Below are 18,220 nucleotides of genomic sequence, written 5' to 3'. Positions count from 1 at the left end.
ATTCTACCGGAAAAAATACCGGTTTCGACCGCCCGATATGTTGATTTTCAAGCACTTATGCGCAAAATCAACGCCGTCACTGCCTGTTGATGGACTGCGTGGTTCCTAGTAAGTCACCGGTAGGGGGTCGAGGCTGCGCCACATGTACCACGTGGCCACCGTGCGCCACGGTTCCCAGTTGGCCGCCACCTCGCGCGCCTCGCTGCGGGTGACGGGTTCGCCACTAAAGTAGTTGGCGGAGATCGCGTTGATCAATCCGACATCATCGAGCGGCAGCACGTTCGGCCGCATCAGATTGAACATCAGGAACATCTCGGCCGTCCAGCGGCCGATGCCGCGGATCTGGATCAACTCGGCGATCACCGCCTCGTCGTCCATCGCTGCCCACTCTTTCACATGGACGCGCCCGGCCTTGAAATGTTCAGCCAGATCGATGATGTATTCGGCTTTGCGGCGAGAAAGGCCACAGGTAGCGAGCTGCTCGGCGCCGGACTTCAGGAACTGGGCCGGCGTGAGCTTCGGACACATCGTGACCAGGCGCTCCCAGACCGACTGCGCGGCCTTCACCGAGATCTGCTGGCCGACGACGGAGCGCGCCAACGTGACGAATGGATCACCGCGCGAGATCAGGTGCGCGGGGCCATACGTCGGAATCATCTTCTTGAGGATGCGGTCGCGCTTCATCAGGTCGGCGCAGGCCTCGTCCCAATAGGCGGGACGTACTGCGTCGACGACCGTCTCCACCGGCAGCGGCACCGCCTTGGCTTCGGGCAATGCCGGCTTGGCGGCCTTGCCGGCCGCCTTGGTCGACTTGGTCGCCACCTTGCCGGGCACCTTGGCAGCCGGCTTCCCGGCCACCTTCGGCTTGCGCGCGGCAGCGTTCAAGCACGCCTCCACTCGGTGGCACCGCCTGGCTTGTCCTCGAGCACCACGCCGGCCGCGAGCAGTTCGGCACGAATGCCGTCCGCCTCGGCGAAATTGCGCGCGGCCTTGGCGGCCTTGCGCGCAGCGATGCGCTCCTCGATCTGCTCGGCCGTGGGGCCATCGGCCACCTTGCCGCCCTGCAGGAAGGTATGCGGATCGCGCTCGAGCAGGCCCAGCGTGCCGGCCAGCGACTTGAGCTGGCGCGCCATCTGTGCCGAGCCGGAGCGATTGACCTCGCTGGCGAGGTCAAACAGCACCGCCATCGCGATCGGCGTGTTGAAGTCGTCGTTCATCGCCTCGGCGAAGCGCTTGGCGTGCGGCTCCTCCCAATCGACCGCGCAGCCGCCGGGCTGCGTTTCCTTGAGCGCCGTGTACAGGCGCGTCAGCGCGTGGCGGGCGTCGTCCAGGTGGGCGTCGCTGTAGTTCAGCGGGCTGCGGTAGTGGGCGCGCAGGATGAAGAAGCGCACGACTTCCGGGTCGTAGGCCTTCAGCACCTCGCGGATCGTGAAGAAGTTGCCGAGCGACTTCGACATCTTTTCGTCGTTCACGCGCACGAAGCCGTTATGCATCCACATATTGACGAACGGCTTGCCGCTCGCGCCCTCGGACTGGGCGATTTCGTTCTCGTGGTGCGGGAACTGGAGGTCGGCGCCGCCGCCGTGGATGTCGAAATGCTCGCCCAGCAGCGTGCAGCTCATGGCCGAGCATTCGATATGCCAGCCCGGCCGGCCGCTGCCCCACTTCGAGTCCCATTTGGTCTCGGGCGGCTCGGTCGGCTTGGCGGACTTCCACAGCACGAAGTCGAGCGGGTCCTGCTTGGCGTCGTTGGCGGTCACGCGCTCACCGGCGCGCAGGTCTTCCAGCGACTTGCCGGACAGCTTGCCGTAGCCCTGGAACTTGCGCACCGAGTAGTTCACATCGCCATCGGCCGCCTGGTAGGCCAGGCCGTTGGCCTCGAGCTTCTCGATCAGGTTCAGCATCTGCGGCACGAAGTCGGTGGCGCGGGGCTCGTGATCGGGGCGGATGATGCCCAGCGCGGCGGCATCCTCGTGCATGTACTGGATGAAGCGCGTGGTCAGCTGGCCAATTGTCTCGCCATTCTCGGCCGCCCGGCGGATGATCTTGTCGTCGATGTCCGTGATGTTCTGCACGTACGTCACGTCATAGCCGGCGGCGCGCAGCCAGCGGTGCACCATGTCGAACACCACCATCACGCGCGCGTGGCCGACGTGACAATAGTCGTACACGGTCATGCCGCACACATACATGCGGACCTTGCCCGGTTCGATTGGCACGAAAGGCTGCTTTTCACGCGCGAGCGTGTTGTAGATGTTCAGTTGCTGCATGAAGCGATCGAAGAGTGAAGGAGGACGCACCGGCACCGCGGGACGCCGTTCGGCGGACGCGCACAAGCATGCGGGCCACGGCGTGCGGGCCCCATATCTTACCGGAAGGCCCTGCGGCCTGTGCTGCACGTCCTGCCGCTTTGCTAGAATGCCGCGGAGTATAACGGACCGCCCTTACATGAGCCTGCTTCTGCCCACCCCGACCATGACCTCCCGCCCCGCCCCTGCCGCCGGCCGCCGTGCCAGCCCCTTCCGCGCCGTGGCGGGCGTACTGGCCATGGCCGGCGCCCTGCTCGCCGCCCCGGCGTTCGCGCAGGGCCCGCGGTATCTGGAGGCGCCGCCGGCACCCGGTACTGGCCCCCGCTCGGCGGACCCCGGCATGGTTCCGGCGGAAAAAGCCGTGAAGGACAAGCGCTACGACGACGCCGTAGAGGGCTTCGACCGCGTGCTGGCCGCCAACCCGCGCAACGCGCAGGCGCGCTTCCAGCGTGCCTGGTCGCTGGCCCAGGCCGGGCGCGAGGACGACGCCATCAAGGCCTTCTCGGAAATGGCCCAGGACTTCCCCGAGCTGCCCGAGCCGCACAACAACCTCGCCCTGCTCTACGCCAAGCGCGGCGACCTGAAGCGTGCCGAAGCCGAACTGCTCGCCGCGCTGGATTCGCGCCCCGACTATGCCATCGCCTATAGCAATCTGGGCGATGTGTACCGGCGCCTGGCCGAACAGGCCTACGCCCAGGCCGTGAAGCGCAATCCGAAGGACACCCGCGCCGCCGCTGCACTGCAGCAGGTACGCCCGGCTGCGGCAGCGCCTGCGCCGGCCAGTGCCCCGGCGGCACGCTGATCATCCACCCCTAGCAGGCTTGCGGGCGCCGGCGATCGTTTCCGAACGTTTGCCAGGCGCCGCCAGCCCCCAATCCCGCATCACGGAGTCCAGAACATGACCGTTTCCCGCCGCATCGTCCTGGCTGGCCTGATGGCCGCCGCCGCCCTGTCTCCACTGGCCGCGATGGCCCAGGGCGCCAGCCCGGCCGCCGCCGCGCCCAAGACCGAGCGCGTGCAGTTCGTCACGAACGCCGGCAAGTTCACCATCGAGGTGTACCCGGAAGCCGCGCCCAAGACCGTCTCCAATTTCATGGAGTACGTGAAAAGCGGCTTCTACGGCGGCACGATCTTCCACCGCGTGATCAATGGCTTCATGGTCCAGGGCGGCGGCTTCGACCGCGACATGAAGGAGAAGCCAACGCGCGCGCCGATTCCGCTCGAAGCGCAGAACGGCCTGAAGAACAAGGCCGGCACCGTGGCCATGGCCCGCACGTCCAATCCGAACTCGGCCACCGCGCAGTTCTTCGTCAATGTGGTGGATAATCCGAACCTCGACTACCCGCAGCCCGATGGCAACGGCTACGCCGTCTTCGGCAAGGTGGTGGAAGGCATGGACACGATCGACAAGATCAAGTCGATGCCCACCACGGCCTACGGCGCCATGCGCAACGTGCCGGCTGCGCCGGTCGTGATCGAATCGGCCACTGTCGTCAAGTAACACCCCGAACACCAACCGCCATAGAACAGAGGTAACGCCATGTCCAAGGTACAACTGCACACCAACCAGGGTGTCATCACCATCGAACTCGACGCCGAAAAGGCACCGAAATCGGTCGAAAACTTCCTGTCGTACGTGCGCAAGGGCCACTACGACAACACGGTTTTCCACCGCGTGATCAAGAACTTCATGATCCAGGGCGGCGGTTTCGAACCCGGCATGAAGCAGAAGGACACCGACGCCGCAATCGAGAACGAAGCCGGCAACGGCCTGAAGAACGACAAGTACACCGTGGCGATGGCCCGCACCAACGCGCCGCATTCGGCCACGGCCCAGTTCTTCATCAACGTGGTGGACAACGACTTCCTGAACTTCAGCTCGCCCACGCCGCAAGGCTTCGGCTACGCCGTGTTCGGCAAGGTCGTGGAAGGCACCGAAGTGGTCGACCAGATCAAGGCCGTGCGCACGGGCAGCTCGGGCTTCCACCAGGACGTACCGGTGGATGACGTGGTGATCGAAAAGGCCGTTGTGGTCGAATAAGTGTCTTTGCACCAATCCTGTTGCAATTAATGCTCTCCGCTGGCGGCATGATCCCGAACCCTCGACGCGCATGACCGCCACGCCCCGCCCGCCGGCGTCCGCGCCCCTGCCCTTGCAGGTGCCGGCGCCGGCGTGGTTCATTTCCGACCTCCATCTCACGCCGGGCATGCCCCGCACGCTGGCCGCGTTCCGGCGCGTGCTGGACCGCGCCGCGCAAGACGCGCGCGCGCTGTTTATCCTTGGCGATTTCTTTGAATTCTGGGTCGGCGACGAAGAAACGGCCTCGCCGTTCGCCGCCGATGTGGCTGCGTCGCTACGGCGCCTGGCCGATGCCGGCGTGTCGGTGTACCTGATGCACGGCAACCGCGATTTCCTGATCGGCGCGCACTTCGCGGCGGCTGCCGGCGCCACGCTGCTGCCCGATCCCACGCTGATTGAGTGTGCCGGCCAGCGCGTGGTCCTGAGTCACGGCGACATGCTCTGTACCGATGACGTCCGCTACATGCGCTTCCGCCACTGGACGCGCAAGCGCTGGGTGCAGCGGCTGTTCCTGGCGTTGCCGCTCTCGGCACGCATGGCCGTGGCGCAACGGCTGCGCGCGGACAGCGAGGCGGGCCGCGCACGGCAACTGGCCAATCCGGCCGCCACCCCACCCACCTACGGCGATGCCACGCCCGCCGCCGTCGCCGCGCTGCTGGACGTCCATGGCGCCGCCACGCTCATCCACGGCCATACCCACCGGCCCGCGCGCCATGCCCACGGCGAGACCGTGCGCTGGGTGCTGACCGACTGGGATCTCGATGGCCGCCATCCGCGCGCGGCCGTGCTGCGGCTTGGCGCGGATGGCTTCACGGTGCTGCCCCAACTCGACTAGGTCGACTAGGTCGACCGAGGCAGCGATCCGTTGCCTACTTCATCATCTTGCGCAGTTCGCTCGCGTCGAAGCGGTCGTTCGGTGTGTTTTCGAGATGCTCGCCAAGACGGTCGAGCGCGGCCAGCACGGCCTCGATGCGATCATGCTGCTTGGCGGCGTTGTCGATCAGGCTTTTGAGCGCCAGCGAGACCGGGTCGTCCGCGTTCGGCGTGATGCCGTAGGCCGAGAACTCCTGCTTGGCGCCCTGCTGCGCCGCTGGCGCGTCAGGCATGATGATGCGCGCGGGAATGCCCACGGCCGTGGCGCCAGGCGGCACCGGCTTCAGCACCACGGCGTTCGAGCCCACGCGGGCGCCATCACCCACAACGAAGCCGCCCAGCACCTTGGCCCCGGCGCTGACCACCACGCCCGCGCCCAGCGTCGGATGCCGCTTCTGGCCCTTGTATAGCGAGGTGCCGCCCAGCGTCACGCCCTGGTAAATCGTGCAGTCGTCGCCGATCTCGGCGGTCTCGCCAATCACCACGCCCATGCCGTGATCGATGAACACGCGCCGGCCCAGCTTGACCGCCGGATGGATCTCGATGCCGGTGAGAAAGCGCGACCAGTGCGAAATCCATCGGCCCAGCCAGTGCAGGCCACCGCGCCAGCACACGTTGGCCACGCGGTGGAATATCACGGCGTGCAGCCCGGGATAGCAGGTCAGCACTTCCAGACGGCTGCGCGCGGCGGGATCGCGCAGCATGATCGTGTCGATATCTTCCTTCAGGCGAGTGAACATCTTTATCGTGTCGTGAGCGGTCGCCGGCGCCGTGTTTGGCCGGAGCGCTTTTTTTAGTATCAAGGGACAGGACTCGGGGGACGTCCAGGCGCGCGAGCAGGGAGTGTAAGAGATTTGTGAGCCTGCCGCCCGGCCATGGGCGCCGCCCCCGACGTCGTCAGGGACTTTGCGCGGGGCCCGGGTTCAACATCGTGCCGGCGTGGGTGCCAGAGATGCAGGGATCAACACTGCCGCGATAGTCGTCACAGTCTTACGGTTCCTTGTCAGTCTCGCCGGGCTTATCGGACGTCTTGGACGGTTGGGACGTTTTGGAGGTTTCGATCTTGTCCGATGGGTCGCCCGCCGCGATCATCATCCGCTTGGCAATGCCGCGCAGGATATTGACCTCCTCGCGCTCCAGCCCGGCCCGCGCGAACAGGCGCCGCAGACGCGACATCAGCTTGCGCGGGTTGGTCGGATCGAGAAAGCCGATGGCCGCCAGGCCCGCCTGGAGGTGACCGAACATCGATTCGATCTGCTCGGCCGTGGCGGGCTCCCCAGCATAGCCGATATCACGCGAGGCGTCCGGGCGCGCCTCGGGCGCGGCCAACAGCGCCAGACGCATCTCATAGGTGATCAACTGCACCGCCTGGGCGAGGTTCAGCGAGGCATACGCCGGATTCGCCGGAATGTGGGTCACGGCGGCGCAGCGCTCCACCGCGTCGTTGGGCAGGCCGTAGCGCTCGTTGCCGAACACGAAGGCGATCACGGCATCGGGTGCTGCTGCCAGCACTTCATACCCGCGCGCTGCGGCATCGCGCGGCAGCAGGCGCGGCGGGCCGAACTCGCGTTGGCGGGCGGTCATCGCCACGGTATAGGCCGCGCCAGCCAACGCGGATTCGATATCCGGGACGATTTGTGCATCAACAAGCACATCGCCAGCGCCGCTGGCCATCGCCACGGCATCGGGGTGATGGAGCACGTCCGGCTCGCGCGGGTTCACCAGCACAAGGCTGCCGGCCCCCGCGCCAAAGCCCATGGTCTTCATCGCCCGCGCGACCGATCCGACATTACCGGGGTGGCTGGTTTCGACGAGCACCACGCGGACACGGTGAAAAATGGACAACGCATCACTTACAGGCGTCGATCCGTCTGGCAGGGTCTTGTTGGTTTCCGAAGCGGAGTCTTTGTTCATTCAGTGGAGTTCAGGTAGCCGGGCTCGTGCGGTGGGCCGGCTTCCTATACAATGCAGCCTTCAAATTTGTGGGTGCGGCGCCGGTTGTCCGGGCGGCGTGCCTCGTTCTTCTACAATTCGTTGTGTTGTTCGGCCGGTTATTGGGCCCCCCGCACGCGCCGCCGCGAGGCCTGGCGTGCCGGTGCGCGCCCCTGCCCCGCCGCCTGGAGAGATTCATGCATCCGATGCTCAATATCGCCGTCAAGGCGGCCCGCAAGGCGGGTTCCATCATCAACCGCGCGTCCATGGACGTCGATCTCGTGCGCGTTTCGCGCAAGCAACACAACGATTTCGTGACCGAGGTCGATCGCAGCGCCGAAGCCGCGATCATCGAGATCATCCGCACCGCCTATCCCGAGCACGCCATTCTAGCGGAAGAGTCCGGCCAGTCCTGGGTCGACGGCGATCCGGAGGCCGAATACACGTGGGTCATCGACCCGCTGGACGGCACCACCAACTTCATCCACGGTTTTCCGCAGTACGCGGTCTCCATCGGCCAGTTGCACAAGGGCGTGCCCGTGCAGGCCGTGGTCTACGACCCCACGCGCGATGAACTGTTCACCGCCAGCAAGGGCGCCGGCGCGTTCCTGAACAACCGCCGCATCCGCGTGACCCGCCGTGACAAGCTGGCCGACTGCCTGATCGGCACCGGCTTCCCGTTCCGCGACCTGGAAGGCGTGGACGAATACCTCGAAATGTTCGCGCTGATGACGCGTAGCTGCGCCGGCCTGCGTCGCCCGGGCGCCGCCGCGCTGGACCTGGCCTACGTGGCCTGCGGCCGCCTGGACGGCTTCTTCGAACGCGGCCTGAAGCCGTGGGACATGGCCGCCGGCATGCTGCTGATCACCGAGGCTGGTGGCCTGGTGGGCAACTACGCGGGCGAATCGCGCCAAATGGAACAGGGCGAAGTGCTGGCCGGCAACCCGAAGGCGTTCGCGCAGATGGTGCGTCTGCTGTCGCCCTTCTCGTTGGACAACGCCAAGCCGTCCGCCGCGATCTAAGCGACCCACGCGGCTCGCTGCACGCTACAACAGGCGCCTCCGGGCGCCTGTTTTTCGTTAACTCTCGAGCGTGCAACCGCTCGGCAACACCATCGACGTGAGGCCATCGCCGCGCACGGCACAGGTCCATCCGCCGTTCGTGAGCCTGCCAACCGTGATCCGTGCACCGCGCACCAGGGGATGCACCTCGCCATCGAGCAGCACGACGATCGCGCCCGAGCCATCGGCATTGAACGCGAAGGTATCGGCCGTCGCCGTCAGCGTCGAGCGCACGTAGCCAAGCGTGCCCACCGGGTCCGGGAACGCGAACACGCCGTTGTGAATGCGCTCCTCCACGGCCGTCTTGTAGTTCGCGGCCTCCCAGAACCCGCGTGAGATCTGCGTCTTGATGATGTATTGCTGATAGGCCGGAATCGCCAGCGCGGCAAGGATGCCGATGACGGCCACGACGATCATCATTTCGATCAGCGTAAATCCCCGGCGCAGCCGCTGGGGCAGTCGGGGGTTGTCTGTTGGGATGTTTGGCATCGCGCGATTCCGGCAGGTTGACCGCCTACTCCTATCCAAACTACGTGCCAGCCGCGAAAAGCCCCAAAAGTGACAGGATTTGGCGCAATTCCGCCGCCGAACCGGCGTGGGTGACAGTTTGCCGCGTGACATATCCGCCGCCTGACAATTCTCGTCAGGCGCGCCGACGTTTTTTCAGAATCCTCCCAAAGACCTTGGGCTGCCCGGCCCCTACGATGGGTTGCACCAGACAATTCCCATATTTTATGCATGGGCAAAAAATATCTTGACCCGTTTCTTTGTTGTCCATACACTAATTCCGTCTTCATCGAGTTCGATGCCGCCAAGGATCTCGTCAACCGCTTCAAGCATGGCGTGTCGCTGGAGGTGGCAGTCATGCTCGATCTGGACGCCGCGCAGGTCGTCATCGACACCCCCTACGACTACAACGAGGCCCGCACGATTGCGGTGGGTCCGATTGGTCAACGGATCTACGTGATGGTCTACACGATGCGCGGCAATGTGATGCGGGTGATCAGCCTGCGCAAGGCAAACCGCCGAGAGGTCTTGAACTATGTCGACAAAGCAAACGATCCACATTCCTGACGATGCCGAGGACGCCGCGATCACGCGCGGCGCACTCAGCGCCCCCGACAACCCGCCGCTGACCGACGCGCAGCTCGAGCAAATGCGCCCGGCCCCGCGCCGCGGGCGCCCCGCCCTGCCGCCGGAGGCCCGCAAGGTCACGCTGAACATGCGCGCGGACCGCGACGTGGTGGAGGCGTTCAAGGCCACCGGCGACGGCTGGCAGACGCGCATCAACGAGATCCTGCGTGCCTATGCACACACGCACCGGATGCTGCCGCGCTGAGCGCGGCGTGATTTCCGACAAGAAGGCCAGCGCTGAGAACATTTCTCACGCATTTTCAGAATTTGCCTCAAGGTGCGGGCACGGGCAGGCAGTAAAATGCCGCTTTGTGCCGTGGCGGAGGCAATCCGCCTGACGGCAATCGATATACCGGCGACCCACCGTGGCCGCCCGAGAGGAATGCATGTCCGTAGAAGCCCTTTCCGCCGATCGTGATGCCGGGGACGCCCTCGGCCCCACCCCTGACGTGCCTGCCACGCCAGACACGTCCGCCGAGGCGGCGCCTGGAGACACCACCGCCGCGCCGGACACCAAGTCCACCGCGAAGCGCGGCGCGCCCGAGAAGCACACGCCGATGATGATCCAGTACCTCCGCATCAAGGCGGATCATCCGGACACGCTGCTGTTCTACCGGATGGGGGACTTCTACGAGCTGTTCCATGACGACGCGGAGAAAGCCGCGCGGTTGCTGGACATCACGTTGACGTCGCGCGGACAGTCCGGCGGCGTGCCCATCCGCATGGCCGGTATCCCGTTCCATTCGGTCGACCAGTACCTGATCAAGCTCGTCAAGCTGGGCGAATCGGTGGCGATCTGCGAGCAGATCGGCGATCCGGCCACGAGCAAGGGCCCGGTGGAGCGCAAGGTGGTCCGCATCGTCACGCCGGGCACGCTGACCGACGCCGCGCTGCTGCCGGACAAGGTCGACACGTTCCTGATGGCCGTGCACCAGCAGACCACGCGGCGCGGCATCAGCAAGACCGGCCTCGCCTGGCTGAACCTCGCCAGCGGCGAACTGCGGCTGATGGAGTGCGAGGCGGCACAACTGGGCCGCGAACTCGAACGGATCCGCCCCGCCGAACTGCTGTTTGCCGATGGCATCGACCTGCCGGCGCTGACCTGCGCGCGTACCCGGCTGCCGGAGTGGCATTTCGACCAGGATGCCGGCACGCGCCGGCTGCGCGAGCAGATTGGCGTGGCAAGCCTGGAACCGTTCGGCTGCGCGGGCCTCGGCGCGGCGCTTGGCGCGGCCGGCGCGCTGCTGAATTACGCGGCGGCCACCCAGGGCCAGTCGCTACGGCATGTACAGGGCGTGACCGTCGAACGCGAATCGGAATTCGTGGGCCTCGATTCGGCCACGCGGCGCAACCTGGAACTGACGGAAACGCTGCGCGGCGGCGAATCGCCGACGCTGTTCTCGCTGCTCGACACCTGCGCCACGGCGATGGGCAGCCGCGCGCTGCGCCACTGGCTCCATCACCCGCTGCGCGACCCCGCGCTGCCGCGTGCGCGCCAGCAGGCCATCGGCGCGCTGATCGCCCAGGACCCGGACGCCCTGCGCACCAACCTGCGCCGGCTGGCTGACGTCGAGCGCATCACGTCCCGGCTCGCCCTGCTGACGGCGCGGCCCCGCGACCTGTCGTCGCTGCGCGACACCCTGCGCGCGCTGCCCGACGTGCGCGCCACCGTGACGCTGGCCGACGACGCCCCGCTGCTGGCGCAGACCCTCGACGACCTCGAAATCCCGGAAGACTGCCTCGGCCTGCTGGTGCGAGCCGTCGCCGAGGAACCGTCCACGGTGCTGCGCGACGGCGGCGTGATTGCGCGCGGCTACGATGCCGATCTGGACGAACTACGAGACATTTCCGAGAACTGCGGCCAGTTCCTGATCGACCTCGAGGCACGCGAGCGCTCCCGTACGGGCATCGCCAACCTGCGCGTGGAGTACAACCGCGTGCATGGCTTCTATATAGAGGTGACGAACGGCCAGGCGGACAAGGTGCCCGACGACTACCGCCGGCGCCAGACGCTCAAGAACGCCGAGCGCTACATCACGCCAGAGCTGAAGTCCTTCGAGGACAAGGCGCTGTCCGCACAGGACCGCGCGCTGGCGCGTGAGAAGGTTCTCTACGAAGCGCTGCTCCAGGCCCTGCTGCCGCATATCTCCGCCCTGCAACGCGTGGCGGGCGGGCTGGGGCGGCTCGATGTGCTGGCAGCACTGGCCGAACGGGCCCGCACGCTCGACTGGGTCCAGCCCGAGCGCGTGAGCGAGAACGTGATCGACATCGTGCAAGGCCGCCACCCGGTGGTCGAGGGCCAGCTAGCCGCCGATTCGACCGAGTTCATCCCCAACGACTGCCAGTTGACCGAGGCGCGCAAGCTGCTGCTGATCACCGGCCCGAACATGGGCGGTAAGTCGACGTTCATGCGCCAGACCGCGCTGATCGTGCTGCTGGCATGTGTGGGCGCCTGGGTACCGGCGCGGCGCGCCGTGATCGGTCCGGTCGACCGCATCTTCACGCGGATTGGCGCAGCAGACGATCTTGCCGGCGGCCGTTCCACGTTCATGGTGGAAATGACCGAGGCGGCGGGCATCCTGCACCACGCCACGCCGTCCAGCCTTGTGCTGATGGACGAGATCGGCCGGGGCACCTCGACGTTCGACGGGCTGGCGCTCGCCTGGGCCATCGCCCGCCACCTGCTCTCGCACAACCGCAGCCACACGCTGTTCGCCACCCACTATTTCGAGCTGACGCAGCTGCCGCAGGAGTTCGCGCAGGCGGCCAACGTGCACCTGTCCGCCGTGGAACATGGCGACGGCATCGTGTTCCTGCACGCCGTGCAGGACGGCCCGGCGAGCCAGAGCTATGGCCTGCAGGTCGCCCAACTGGCCGGCGTGCCGCAGCCGGTGATCCGCGCCGCGCGCAAGCATCTGGCCTGGCTGGAACAGCAGTCCGCCGATGCCACCCCCACGCCGCAACTCGACCTGTTCGCCGCGCCCGCTGCGCCGCCGGACGAAGATGAGGAGGCGGACGGGGAAGGCGGGGCCGCAGCGTTGCCGGTCGATGCGGCCGCCCTGGAGGCGCTCGACGCGCTGGCTGACATCGACCCCGACAGCCTGACGCCGCGCGACGCGCTCGATGCGCTGTACCGGCTCAAGGCGCTGGCGGAGAGCAAGCCCTCCGTATGACGGCACATCGGCGGGTCTGGCGGCACATGGCGGTGGCCGCGGTTTGCTGGACGGCATGTGCCGGGCCCGGGCTCGCCCACGCGGCCCGGACCGGGCGCGTCGCGCCACCCCCGCCGGCAGCAGTGCAGCCCGTGCGCATTGCGCTGATCGCCGATGTGCCGCAATGGCCGGCGGCCGAGGCCGACACGGCCGCACTATTCGATCTGATGTCGACCCAGCAGGTGGCGCTGATCGTCCATGCCGGCGGCATCAAGGGCGATACCGAGTCGTGTGGCGACGCCGTGCTGAACGTGCGCCAGCGCGTGCTCGACGACGCGCCACTACCGCTGCTTTATGTGCCGGGCGAGAACGACTGGGCCGAATGCCAGAAGCCGGTGAACGGCGAGTTCGACGCGGTGGAACGGTTGAACCGGCTGCGCGAACTGTACTTCCCGGTGGACGCCACGCTGGGGCGCCGTACGCTGCCGGTTACGCGCCAGTCGGACCAGGCCACGTTCCGCAGCTACCGGGAAAACGCCCGCATGGTACTGGGCAACGTGCTGATCGTCGGCATGAACCTGCCGGGCGACAACAACCACTATCGTACCGAGGGCGGCCGCAACGGCGAGTTCGAGGACCGGCGCGAGGCCAATCGGCAGTGGCTCTCCCGCGCGTTCTCGGTGGCCGAGCAGCGTGACCTCGACGGCGTGGTGGTGGTCGGCCATGCCGATCCAATGTTCGGCAATGGCTGGGAGAAGCGTGGCAAGCCGACCCTGTTCGATGGCTTCCTGCGACGCGGCGCGCGTGATGGCTATCTGGAGTTCAAGCGCCAGTTGCGCGAACTGGCCGGCAAGTACAAGGGCCAGGTCCTACTCGTCCATGCGAGCGACAGCGGTTTCAGCGTGGACAAGCCGCTGCGGGACGCGGCGGGCAAGTCCATAGCCAATGTCACGCGCGTGGCCCTGCCGGTGGGATCGCCCTCCCGCTGGACCGAGTTGACGGTGTCGCCGGGCTCGCGGGCGGTGTTCCAGGTGAAGCTGCGCGACGGGGTGAAGGGCAACTAGCCGGAAACGGCGGGGAATTAAAGGAACTGCGAGCCCGAAAACCCAAAGAAAAAGCCGGCAATTGCCGGCTTCTTCGTTGTCCTGCGACGACCCCATCGCAGCACTGCGGCCCGCCTTGCGGACGGGCTCACGCATCGCTCAATTGTTTGGGAAGATCAGTGGAGCGTGCGAGGGCTGTCGTCGCCGTCCTCGTCCTCATCCACCACTTCGATGCCCGAGGCACCGTGGGCGTGGCCGTGCTCGACTTCATCGCTGGTCGCCTCGCGCACTTCCGACACTTTCAGCCAGAAACGCAGCGCCATGCCGGCGAGCGGATGGTTGCCGTCCAGCACCACCTTGTCTTCGGCCACGTCAGTGATCGTGTAGATGATGGAGTCTTCGTCGTCGCCGTCCTCGGGCACGCCCTCGAACTGCATGCCGACTTCCAGCGGCTCCGGAAAGCGATTGCGCGGCTCCACCTTCACGAGGTCGGCATCGTAGTCGCCGAAGGCCTCATCGGGTTCCAGCTGCAGCTGGGTCTCAAAGCCGGCGTCGTGGCCGTCCAGCGCTTCCTCGATCTTCGGGAACGTGCCATCATACCCGCCGTGCAAATAGACCATGGGCTCATCCGACTCTTCGATCAGATTGCCCTGCGTGTCCGACAGCTTGTACACCACGGACACCACCGTGTTCTTAGCGATTTTCAATTCTTGACTCCATGAGCGATTCCGCATTATACGCGCAGGCCTTGCCTGCGGGCCCCATCGATCCCGACGCGCCGCTCACGCTGCTTGGGGGCATGACACCCGCCGTGTTCATGCGCGAGATCTGGCACCGCAAACCTTTGCTGATTCGACAGGCAGTGCCCGGAATCGTGCCGCCTGTGTCGCGTGAAGCGCTTTTTGACCTGGCCGACCGCGAGGACGTGGAGTCGCGCCTGGTGTCGTACTTTCGCAACCGTTGGAAGCTCGAGCACGGCCCGTTTGCCGAGGACAACCTCCCTTCGCGCAAGGCCACCAAGTGGACGCTGCTGGTGCAGGGCGTCAACCTGCACGACCAGGCCGCGGCCGACCTGATGAGCCAGTTCCGCTTCGTGCCCGACGCGCGGCTCGACGATGTGATGATCAGCTACGCCACGGACGGCGGCGGCGTGGGTCCGCACTTCGATTCCTATGATGTCTTCCTGTTGCAAGTATCGGGCCGACGCCGCTGGCGCATTTCGTCACAAACCAAGCTCGACCTGATTCCCGACATGCCGCTGAAGATCCTGTCGGACTTCACGACCGAGGAGGAATGGGTGCTGGAACCCGGCGACATGCTGTACCTGCCGCCGCAGTACGCGCACGACGGGGTGGCCGAGGGCGAGTGCATGACCGCTTCTATCGGCTTCCGCGCCCCTGCCTACCGGGAGCTGGCCGGCCATTTCCTCGCGTGGCTATCGGAAACGGTGGAAGGCAACGAGGGCCTCGACGGCCGCTACGCCGACGCCGACGAGACCGCGACGGCGCATCCCGCGCAGATGCCGGCCGGGCTGGGCCGCGCAGTGGCCGAGCGGCTCCAGGCGATGAAATGGAACGGCGCGATGGTGTCCGAATTCCTCGGCTCGCACCTCTCCGAACCGAAGCAATCGGTGATGTTCGCCGAGGTCGAGGAGATTCCGCTGCGCAAGTACACGAAGCTGGCCCAGGCGCATGGCGTAGTCCTTGCTCCGGGTTCCATTGCGCTCTATGACCGTACGCATTTCTTCCTCAACGGCGAGGCCTACGAACCGCCGGCATCGCTGGCGAAATGGCTGCGTCGGCTGGCGGACCACCGTCATCTGACCGCTGCGGAGGTCACTGCGTGCGCCGCTCTGCCCGACTTGATGGATACCTTCCACGACTGGACGCTGGAAGGCTGGTTGCAGATTGCGCCTGTACGCGTGTAATAATGCGTAACAAAGAGAACCAGCAAATTTCGACTGTACACAAGCAGGGGAAACGCGGATATAATCGCCCGCTGGCTAGTACTGTGTACCACTGCATTGTCGGCACCCGGGAGAGCCTCAAATTTGCAGTTCAAGAGCGATAATTACCGGTAATTATTCATCGCCTGTTTTCAGTAATTAAAAGTTAAAGGACGAAAAATGAAGAAGTCTCTCCTGATCGCATCCCTGCTGGCAGCTGTTGCCCTGGCCGCTTGCGGCAAGAAGGAAGAAGCTGCCGCTCCGGCCGCTGACACGGCTGCTCCGGCTGCCACGGCTCCCGCCGCTGACGCATCGGCTCCGGCCGCTGCTCCGGCTGCTGACGCATCGGCTCCGGCCGCTGCCCCGGCTGCTGACGCATCGGCTCCGGCCGCTGACGCTTCGGCCCCGGCTGCCAAGCAGTAATCGGATTACTCCGATAAAAAAGCCGACCTTCGGGTCGGCTTTTTTATTGCCCGCGATTTACTCGCGGCGCGCCCGGTAGTCCGGCGCATCATCTCGGCTTCAGCACCGTTCCGGCCTCAGATAATCTTGAATCACATGCCGCGGACCGGTTGCCATCCCAGCCCCTCCTCCTGATCTGCAATCAGGATCTCCTCCGGCGCCACCCCAAGCACGGCCGCAAGTGCCCCCGAGGCCAGCGCGCGCGTGTTGTTCTGTTGACTCAAATGAGCGGCCACCACGCGTGACAGCCCGCCATGCGCCACCCGCGACAGGATCGCCGCCGCCACTTCATTGGCCAGGTGCCCGAAATCCCCGCCGATACGCCGTTTCAACGAATACGGATAAGCCGAATTCCGCAGCATCTCGCGGTCATGGTTGCACTCCAGAACCAGCGCATCCACGCCAGCGAGCCGCGCTGTGACGTAGGGGGTCTCCATGCCGGCATCGGTTAGCACGCCAAGCCGCGCGTTGCCATCGGTCAGCACGAACTGAAGCGGCTCGCGGGCATCGTGCGGAACCGTGTACGGCAGAATCTGCAAGCCGCCCACCGAGAACGCGTGGTCGGCGCAGCACACGCGCACATCGGCCACATCGGCGCCGCGCATGTGCGCGGTGGCGAGCCAGGTGCCGTGACTGGTATGAACCGGAAGCTTGTGGCGCGCGGCGAACGCGTAGGCCGAACCCACGTGGTCGCCATGCTCATGCGTGACCAGTACCGCGTCGAGCTGGCCCGGCGTGACGCCGAGCCGCTCGAGCCGGCGCGCGGTCTCACGGATGCCGAACCCGCAGTCGAGCAGCACACGGGTCACCGTGGTGCCATCGACGGCCTCGATCAGCAGCGAGTTGCCTTCGCTGCCACTGCCCAAAAAAGCAAAGCGCATCATCGATGCGCTCGCTCGGGATGGCTCCCGACGGCAGGAGCCGTCGGGACCGTCTGACTGCGACAAAGACCCATCAGTGCAGTTGCTCGTCCAGCAGCGACAGGATCTTCTTGCCGATTTCGGTGTTCTCCGGCTGGCCGGCCTCGTTCAGCACGGTGACCGTGGTGCCCGTGCCGTTGCCCTTGAGCGCCACGCGGTACTTCTTGGCCGTCTTGCCGTCGTTCGCCTTCGTGAACAGCTTCGAGAAGAAGCCGCGATCGTCCACGCTGGTACGCGGATCCACATAGCGCACGTAGTACAGGCCCTGGGCACGGTCACGATCTTCCACCGTGAAGTTCACGCGATCCAGCGAAAGGCCGACCGAGCGCCAGGCGCGATCGAACGGCTCCGGCAATTGCAGCGCCGGCGTGCCATTGACTTGCGACATAAACGACTTGCTGCCGTCGGCCGACGGTGCGCCGGTGGCTGCAGCGGCGCCGATGCCAGTGGCGGCGGCGGTGCCCACCGCTGGCGTGGCGGCATTGGCGGCCGCGTCATTCGTGCCGATGCCGGCCGGCGTCGGGTTCTTGGCCATGCGGTCGGCCTGCTCCTTCTGCACGCCCAGGCGCTGGGCCAGGCGGGACAGGAATTCGGCTTCCAGCTCAGGATCGGCCGGGCGCGGCGTCCAGACCGTGCTGGTCTTGTCCACACCGGTCAGCTGTTCCTGCGCACCGCGATGGCTGATGAACACCTCGAGCTGGCCGTTCTGCGACCGCTCCACGCGCGTGCGGAACTTGTCGCGCTCGGACGTCGAGTACAGGCCGTCGAACACCTTGCCAATGGTGTTGCGGATGATGTCCTGCGGGATCTTGGCGCGGTTCTCAGCCCAGTCCGTTTCCATGATGCCGGTCTCGGGCGAGTCCTGCACCAACAGGAAGCCGCTCTCCTGCCAGAAGCCGCGCAGGGTCTGCCAGAGCTGGTCGGCACGCATGCCGTTGCTGATCACGAGCCAGCGCTGGTTGCCGTCGCGTTCCATGCGCACGCCCTGGGCGCCCGGCAGCACGTTGTCGGTCGGGCTGGCCTCGCGGGCACGCCCGGCGTTGGCCTGGGTGTAGTTCGAGAGCGTGGACGTGCCAGAGGCATCGGGCACCGTGTAGCGGCGCTCGCCGTCGAGCTTGGTCAGGTCCGGCGGAATGTCCAGCGATGCCGTCTTCTTGCCCTGGGACTTGTAGTCGATCTTGTCCGGCTGCATGGCCTCATTGATGCTGCTGCAGCCGGCGATCAGGGTCAGGGCCAGCACGGGCGCGACCATGGCGGCACGGCGGACTTGCGTCGCGCCGCGACGGTTAAGCTTCTGTTTCATTGACAC

19 protein-coding genes are annotated in these 18,220 nt (G+C 66.1%); 11 read left to right on the top strand and 8 right to left on the bottom strand.

The features are described from left to right. Nucleotides 1–105 precede the first annotated feature (105 nt). Both AC1DFU_RS11290 and cysS read right to left on the bottom strand, forming a co-directional pair. Complete coding sequence (locus tag AC1DFU_RS11290) at nt 106–885, bottom strand: DNA-3-methyladenine glycosylase family protein (RefSeq protein ID WP_092292688.1); 780 nt, start codon at nt 883–885, stop codon at nt 106–108. Next, nucleotides 882–2,270, bottom strand: a complete 1,389-nt coding sequence (gene cysS / locus AC1DFU_RS11285) for a cysteine--tRNA ligase (protein WP_092292686.1) — start codon at nt 2,268–2,270, stop codon at nt 882–884. Before cysS ends, AC1DFU_RS11290 begins: the two co-directional genes overlap by 4 nt. Before the next feature lie 178 nt (nt 2,271–2,448). On the opposite strand from cysS, the gene AC1DFU_RS11280 reads away from it, so the two are divergent. The 4 genes from AC1DFU_RS11280 (at nt 2,449) to AC1DFU_RS11265 (ending at nt 5,224) form a co-directional block, all read left to right on the top strand. Beyond that, nucleotides 2,449–3,111, top strand: coding sequence for a tetratricopeptide repeat protein (locus AC1DFU_RS11280; protein WP_441592099.1), 663 nt, complete (start codon nt 2,449–2,451; stop codon nt 3,109–3,111). Nucleotides 3,112–3,207: 96 nt separating this feature from the next. Beyond that, on the top strand, nt 3,208–3,810 hold the full coding sequence (locus tag AC1DFU_RS11275) for a peptidylprolyl isomerase (protein WP_092292683.1): 603 nt from the start codon (nt 3,208–3,210) through the stop codon (nt 3,808–3,810). A gap of 39 nt (nt 3,811–3,849) precedes the next feature. Beyond that, a complete protein-coding gene (locus AC1DFU_RS11270; RefSeq protein ID WP_441592097.1) occupies nt 3,850–4,350 on the top strand; it encodes a peptidylprolyl isomerase in 501 nt (166 codons plus the stop codon). A gap of 70 nt (nt 4,351–4,420) precedes the next feature. Then, nucleotides 4,421–5,224: a UDP-2,3-diacylglucosamine diphosphatase gene (locus AC1DFU_RS11265; protein WP_441592095.1), complete on the top strand. Its 804-nt coding sequence runs from the start codon at nt 4,421–4,423 to the stop codon at nt 5,222–5,224. A gap of 34 nt (nt 5,225–5,258) precedes the next feature. Here the strand turns inward: AC1DFU_RS11265 and cysE are convergent, their stop codons facing one another. Together cysE and AC1DFU_RS11255 are read right to left on the bottom strand one after the other, a co-directional pair. Then, nucleotides 5,259–6,002 carry a serine O-acetyltransferase gene (gene cysE, locus AC1DFU_RS11260; RefSeq protein WP_092292677.1) on the bottom strand — a complete coding sequence of 248 codons (744 nt, stop codon included), beginning with the start codon at nt 6,000–6,002 and terminating at the stop codon, nt 5,259–5,261. A gap of 250 nt (nt 6,003–6,252) precedes the next feature. Continuing rightward, entirely contained in the window at nt 6,253–7,176 is a 924-nt protein-coding gene (locus AC1DFU_RS11255) for an RNA methyltransferase (RefSeq protein WP_441592094.1), read from the bottom strand. Nucleotides 7,177–7,391: 215 nt separating this feature from the next. Between AC1DFU_RS11255 and AC1DFU_RS11250 the strand changes: the two genes are divergently transcribed. Next, complete coding sequence (locus tag AC1DFU_RS11250; protein WP_441592093.1) at nt 7,392–8,216, top strand: inositol monophosphatase family protein; 825 nt, start codon at nt 7,392–7,394, stop codon at nt 8,214–8,216. A 57-nt stretch (nt 8,217–8,273) separates the two neighbouring features. On the opposite strand, the gene AC1DFU_RS11245 is transcribed toward AC1DFU_RS11250, so the two are convergent. Beyond that, nucleotides 8,274–8,744, bottom strand: coding sequence for a pilin (locus tag AC1DFU_RS11245; protein WP_441592092.1), 471 nt, complete (start codon nt 8,742–8,744; stop codon nt 8,274–8,276). Nucleotides 8,745–8,993: 249 nt separating this feature from the next. Between AC1DFU_RS11245 and AC1DFU_RS11240 the strand changes: the two genes are divergently transcribed. The 4 genes from AC1DFU_RS11240 to AC1DFU_RS11225 all read left to right on the top strand — a co-directional run bounded on the left by AC1DFU_RS11240 (nt 8,994) and on the right by AC1DFU_RS11225 (nt 13,605). Next, a complete protein-coding gene (locus AC1DFU_RS11240; RefSeq protein ID WP_441592090.1) occupies nt 8,994–9,329 on the top strand; it encodes a BrnT family toxin in 336 nt (111 codons plus the stop codon). After that, on the top strand, nt 9,298–9,594 hold the full coding sequence (locus tag AC1DFU_RS11235) for a BrnA antitoxin family protein (RefSeq protein ID WP_441592088.1): 297 nt from the start codon (nt 9,298–9,300) through the stop codon (nt 9,592–9,594). Before AC1DFU_RS11240 ends, AC1DFU_RS11235 begins: the two co-directional genes overlap by 32 nt. A gap of 352 nt (nt 9,595–9,946) precedes the next feature. Then, nucleotides 9,947–12,562 (top strand): DNA mismatch repair protein MutS, encoded by a 2,616-nt coding sequence (mutS, locus tag AC1DFU_RS11230; protein ID WP_092293299.1) that lies wholly within the window; start codon nt 9,947–9,949, stop codon nt 12,560–12,562. Further along, complete coding sequence (locus tag AC1DFU_RS11225) at nt 12,559–13,605, top strand: hypothetical protein (RefSeq protein ID WP_369823388.1); 1,047 nt, start codon at nt 12,559–12,561, stop codon at nt 13,603–13,605. Before mutS ends, AC1DFU_RS11225 begins: the two co-directional genes overlap by 4 nt. A 155-nt stretch (nt 13,606–13,760) precedes the next feature. Here the strand turns inward: AC1DFU_RS11225 and AC1DFU_RS11220 are convergent, their stop codons facing one another. Then, on the bottom strand, nt 13,761–14,291 hold the full coding sequence (locus AC1DFU_RS11220; protein ID WP_092292663.1) for an FKBP-type peptidyl-prolyl cis-trans isomerase: 531 nt from the start codon (nt 14,289–14,291) through the stop codon (nt 13,761–13,763). Nucleotides 14,292–14,302: 11 nt separating this feature from the next. On the opposite strand from AC1DFU_RS11220, the gene AC1DFU_RS11215 reads away from it, so the two are divergent. Next, nucleotides 14,303–15,511, top strand: a complete 1,209-nt coding sequence (locus AC1DFU_RS11215) for a ribosomal protein uL16 3-hydroxylase (protein WP_441592086.1) — start codon at nt 14,303–14,305, stop codon at nt 15,509–15,511. 198 nt (nt 15,512–15,709) lie between these two features. Then, entirely contained in the window at nt 15,710–15,952 is a 243-nt protein-coding gene (locus tag AC1DFU_RS11210) for a hypothetical protein (RefSeq protein WP_092292661.1), read from the top strand. Between the two features lie 131 nt (nt 15,953–16,083). Here AC1DFU_RS11210 and AC1DFU_RS11205 read toward each other — a convergent pair whose 3' ends face one another. Continuing rightward, a complete protein-coding gene (locus AC1DFU_RS11205; RefSeq protein ID WP_092292659.1) occupies nt 16,084–16,875 on the bottom strand; it encodes an MBL fold metallo-hydrolase in 792 nt (263 codons plus the stop codon). Nucleotides 16,876–16,945: 70 nt separating this feature from the next. Then, entirely contained in the window at nt 16,946–18,214 is a 1,269-nt protein-coding gene (bamC, locus tag AC1DFU_RS11200; RefSeq protein ID WP_092292657.1) for an outer membrane protein assembly factor BamC, read from the bottom strand. Nucleotides 18,215–18,220: the final 6 nt, after the last annotated feature.

It is taken from the genome of Cupriavidus sp. 10L45, from assembly GCF_056395225.1.
This window is presented reverse-complemented; position numbering and strand designations above follow the sequence as displayed.

What these genes read in the sequence shown, in the direction of transcription:
- AC1DFU_RS11225 (WP_369823388.1), top strand. Translation starts at nt 12,559, where the DNA reads ATGACGGCACATCGGCGGGTCTGGCGGCACATGGCGGTGGCCGCGGTT.
- AC1DFU_RS11215 (WP_441592086.1), top strand. Translation starts at nt 14,303, where the DNA reads ATGAGCGATTCCGCATTATACGCGCAGGCCTTGCCTGCGGGCCCCATC.
- AC1DFU_RS11235 (WP_441592088.1), top strand. Translation starts at nt 9,298, where the DNA reads ATGTCGACAAAGCAAACGATCCACATTCCTGACGATGCCGAGGACGCC.
- cysE (WP_092292677.1), bottom strand. Translation starts at nt 6,002, where the DNA reads ATGTTCACTCGCCTGAAGGAAGATATCGACACGATCATGCTGCGCGAT.
- AC1DFU_RS11270 (WP_441592097.1), top strand. Translation starts at nt 3,850, where the DNA reads ATGTCCAAGGTACAACTGCACACCAACCAGGGTGTCATCACCATCGAA.
- AC1DFU_RS11240 (WP_441592090.1), top strand. Translation starts at nt 8,994, where the DNA reads ATGGGCAAAAAATATCTTGACCCGTTTCTTTGTTGTCCATACACTAAT.
- cysS (WP_092292686.1), bottom strand. Translation starts at nt 2,270, where the DNA reads ATGCAGCAACTGAACATCTACAACACGCTCGCGCGTGAAAAGCAGCCT.
- AC1DFU_RS11255 (WP_441592094.1), bottom strand. Translation starts at nt 7,176, where the DNA reads ATGAACAAAGACTCCGCTTCGGAAACCAACAAGACCCTGCCAGACGGA.
- AC1DFU_RS11205 (WP_092292659.1), bottom strand. Translation starts at nt 16,875, where the DNA reads ATGATGCGCTTTGCTTTTTTGGGCAGTGGCAGCGAAGGCAACTCGCTG.
- bamC (WP_092292657.1), bottom strand. Translation starts at nt 18,214, where the DNA reads ATGAAACAGAAGCTTAACCGTCGCGGCGCGACGCAAGTCCGCCGTGCC.
- AC1DFU_RS11245 (WP_441592092.1), bottom strand. Translation starts at nt 8,744, where the DNA reads ATGCCAAACATCCCAACAGACAACCCCCGACTGCCCCAGCGGCTGCGC.
- AC1DFU_RS11250 (WP_441592093.1), top strand. Translation starts at nt 7,392, where the DNA reads ATGCATCCGATGCTCAATATCGCCGTCAAGGCGGCCCGCAAGGCGGGT.
- AC1DFU_RS11275 (WP_092292683.1), top strand. Translation starts at nt 3,208, where the DNA reads ATGACCGTTTCCCGCCGCATCGTCCTGGCTGGCCTGATGGCCGCCGCC.
- AC1DFU_RS11210 (WP_092292661.1), top strand. Translation starts at nt 15,710, where the DNA reads ATGAAGAAGTCTCTCCTGATCGCATCCCTGCTGGCAGCTGTTGCCCTG.
- AC1DFU_RS11280 (WP_441592099.1), top strand. Translation starts at nt 2,449, where the DNA reads ATGAGCCTGCTTCTGCCCACCCCGACCATGACCTCCCGCCCCGCCCCT.
- AC1DFU_RS11265 (WP_441592095.1), top strand. Translation starts at nt 4,421, where the DNA reads ATGACCGCCACGCCCCGCCCGCCGGCGTCCGCGCCCCTGCCCTTGCAG.
- mutS (WP_092293299.1), top strand. Translation starts at nt 9,947, where the DNA reads ATGATGATCCAGTACCTCCGCATCAAGGCGGATCATCCGGACACGCTG.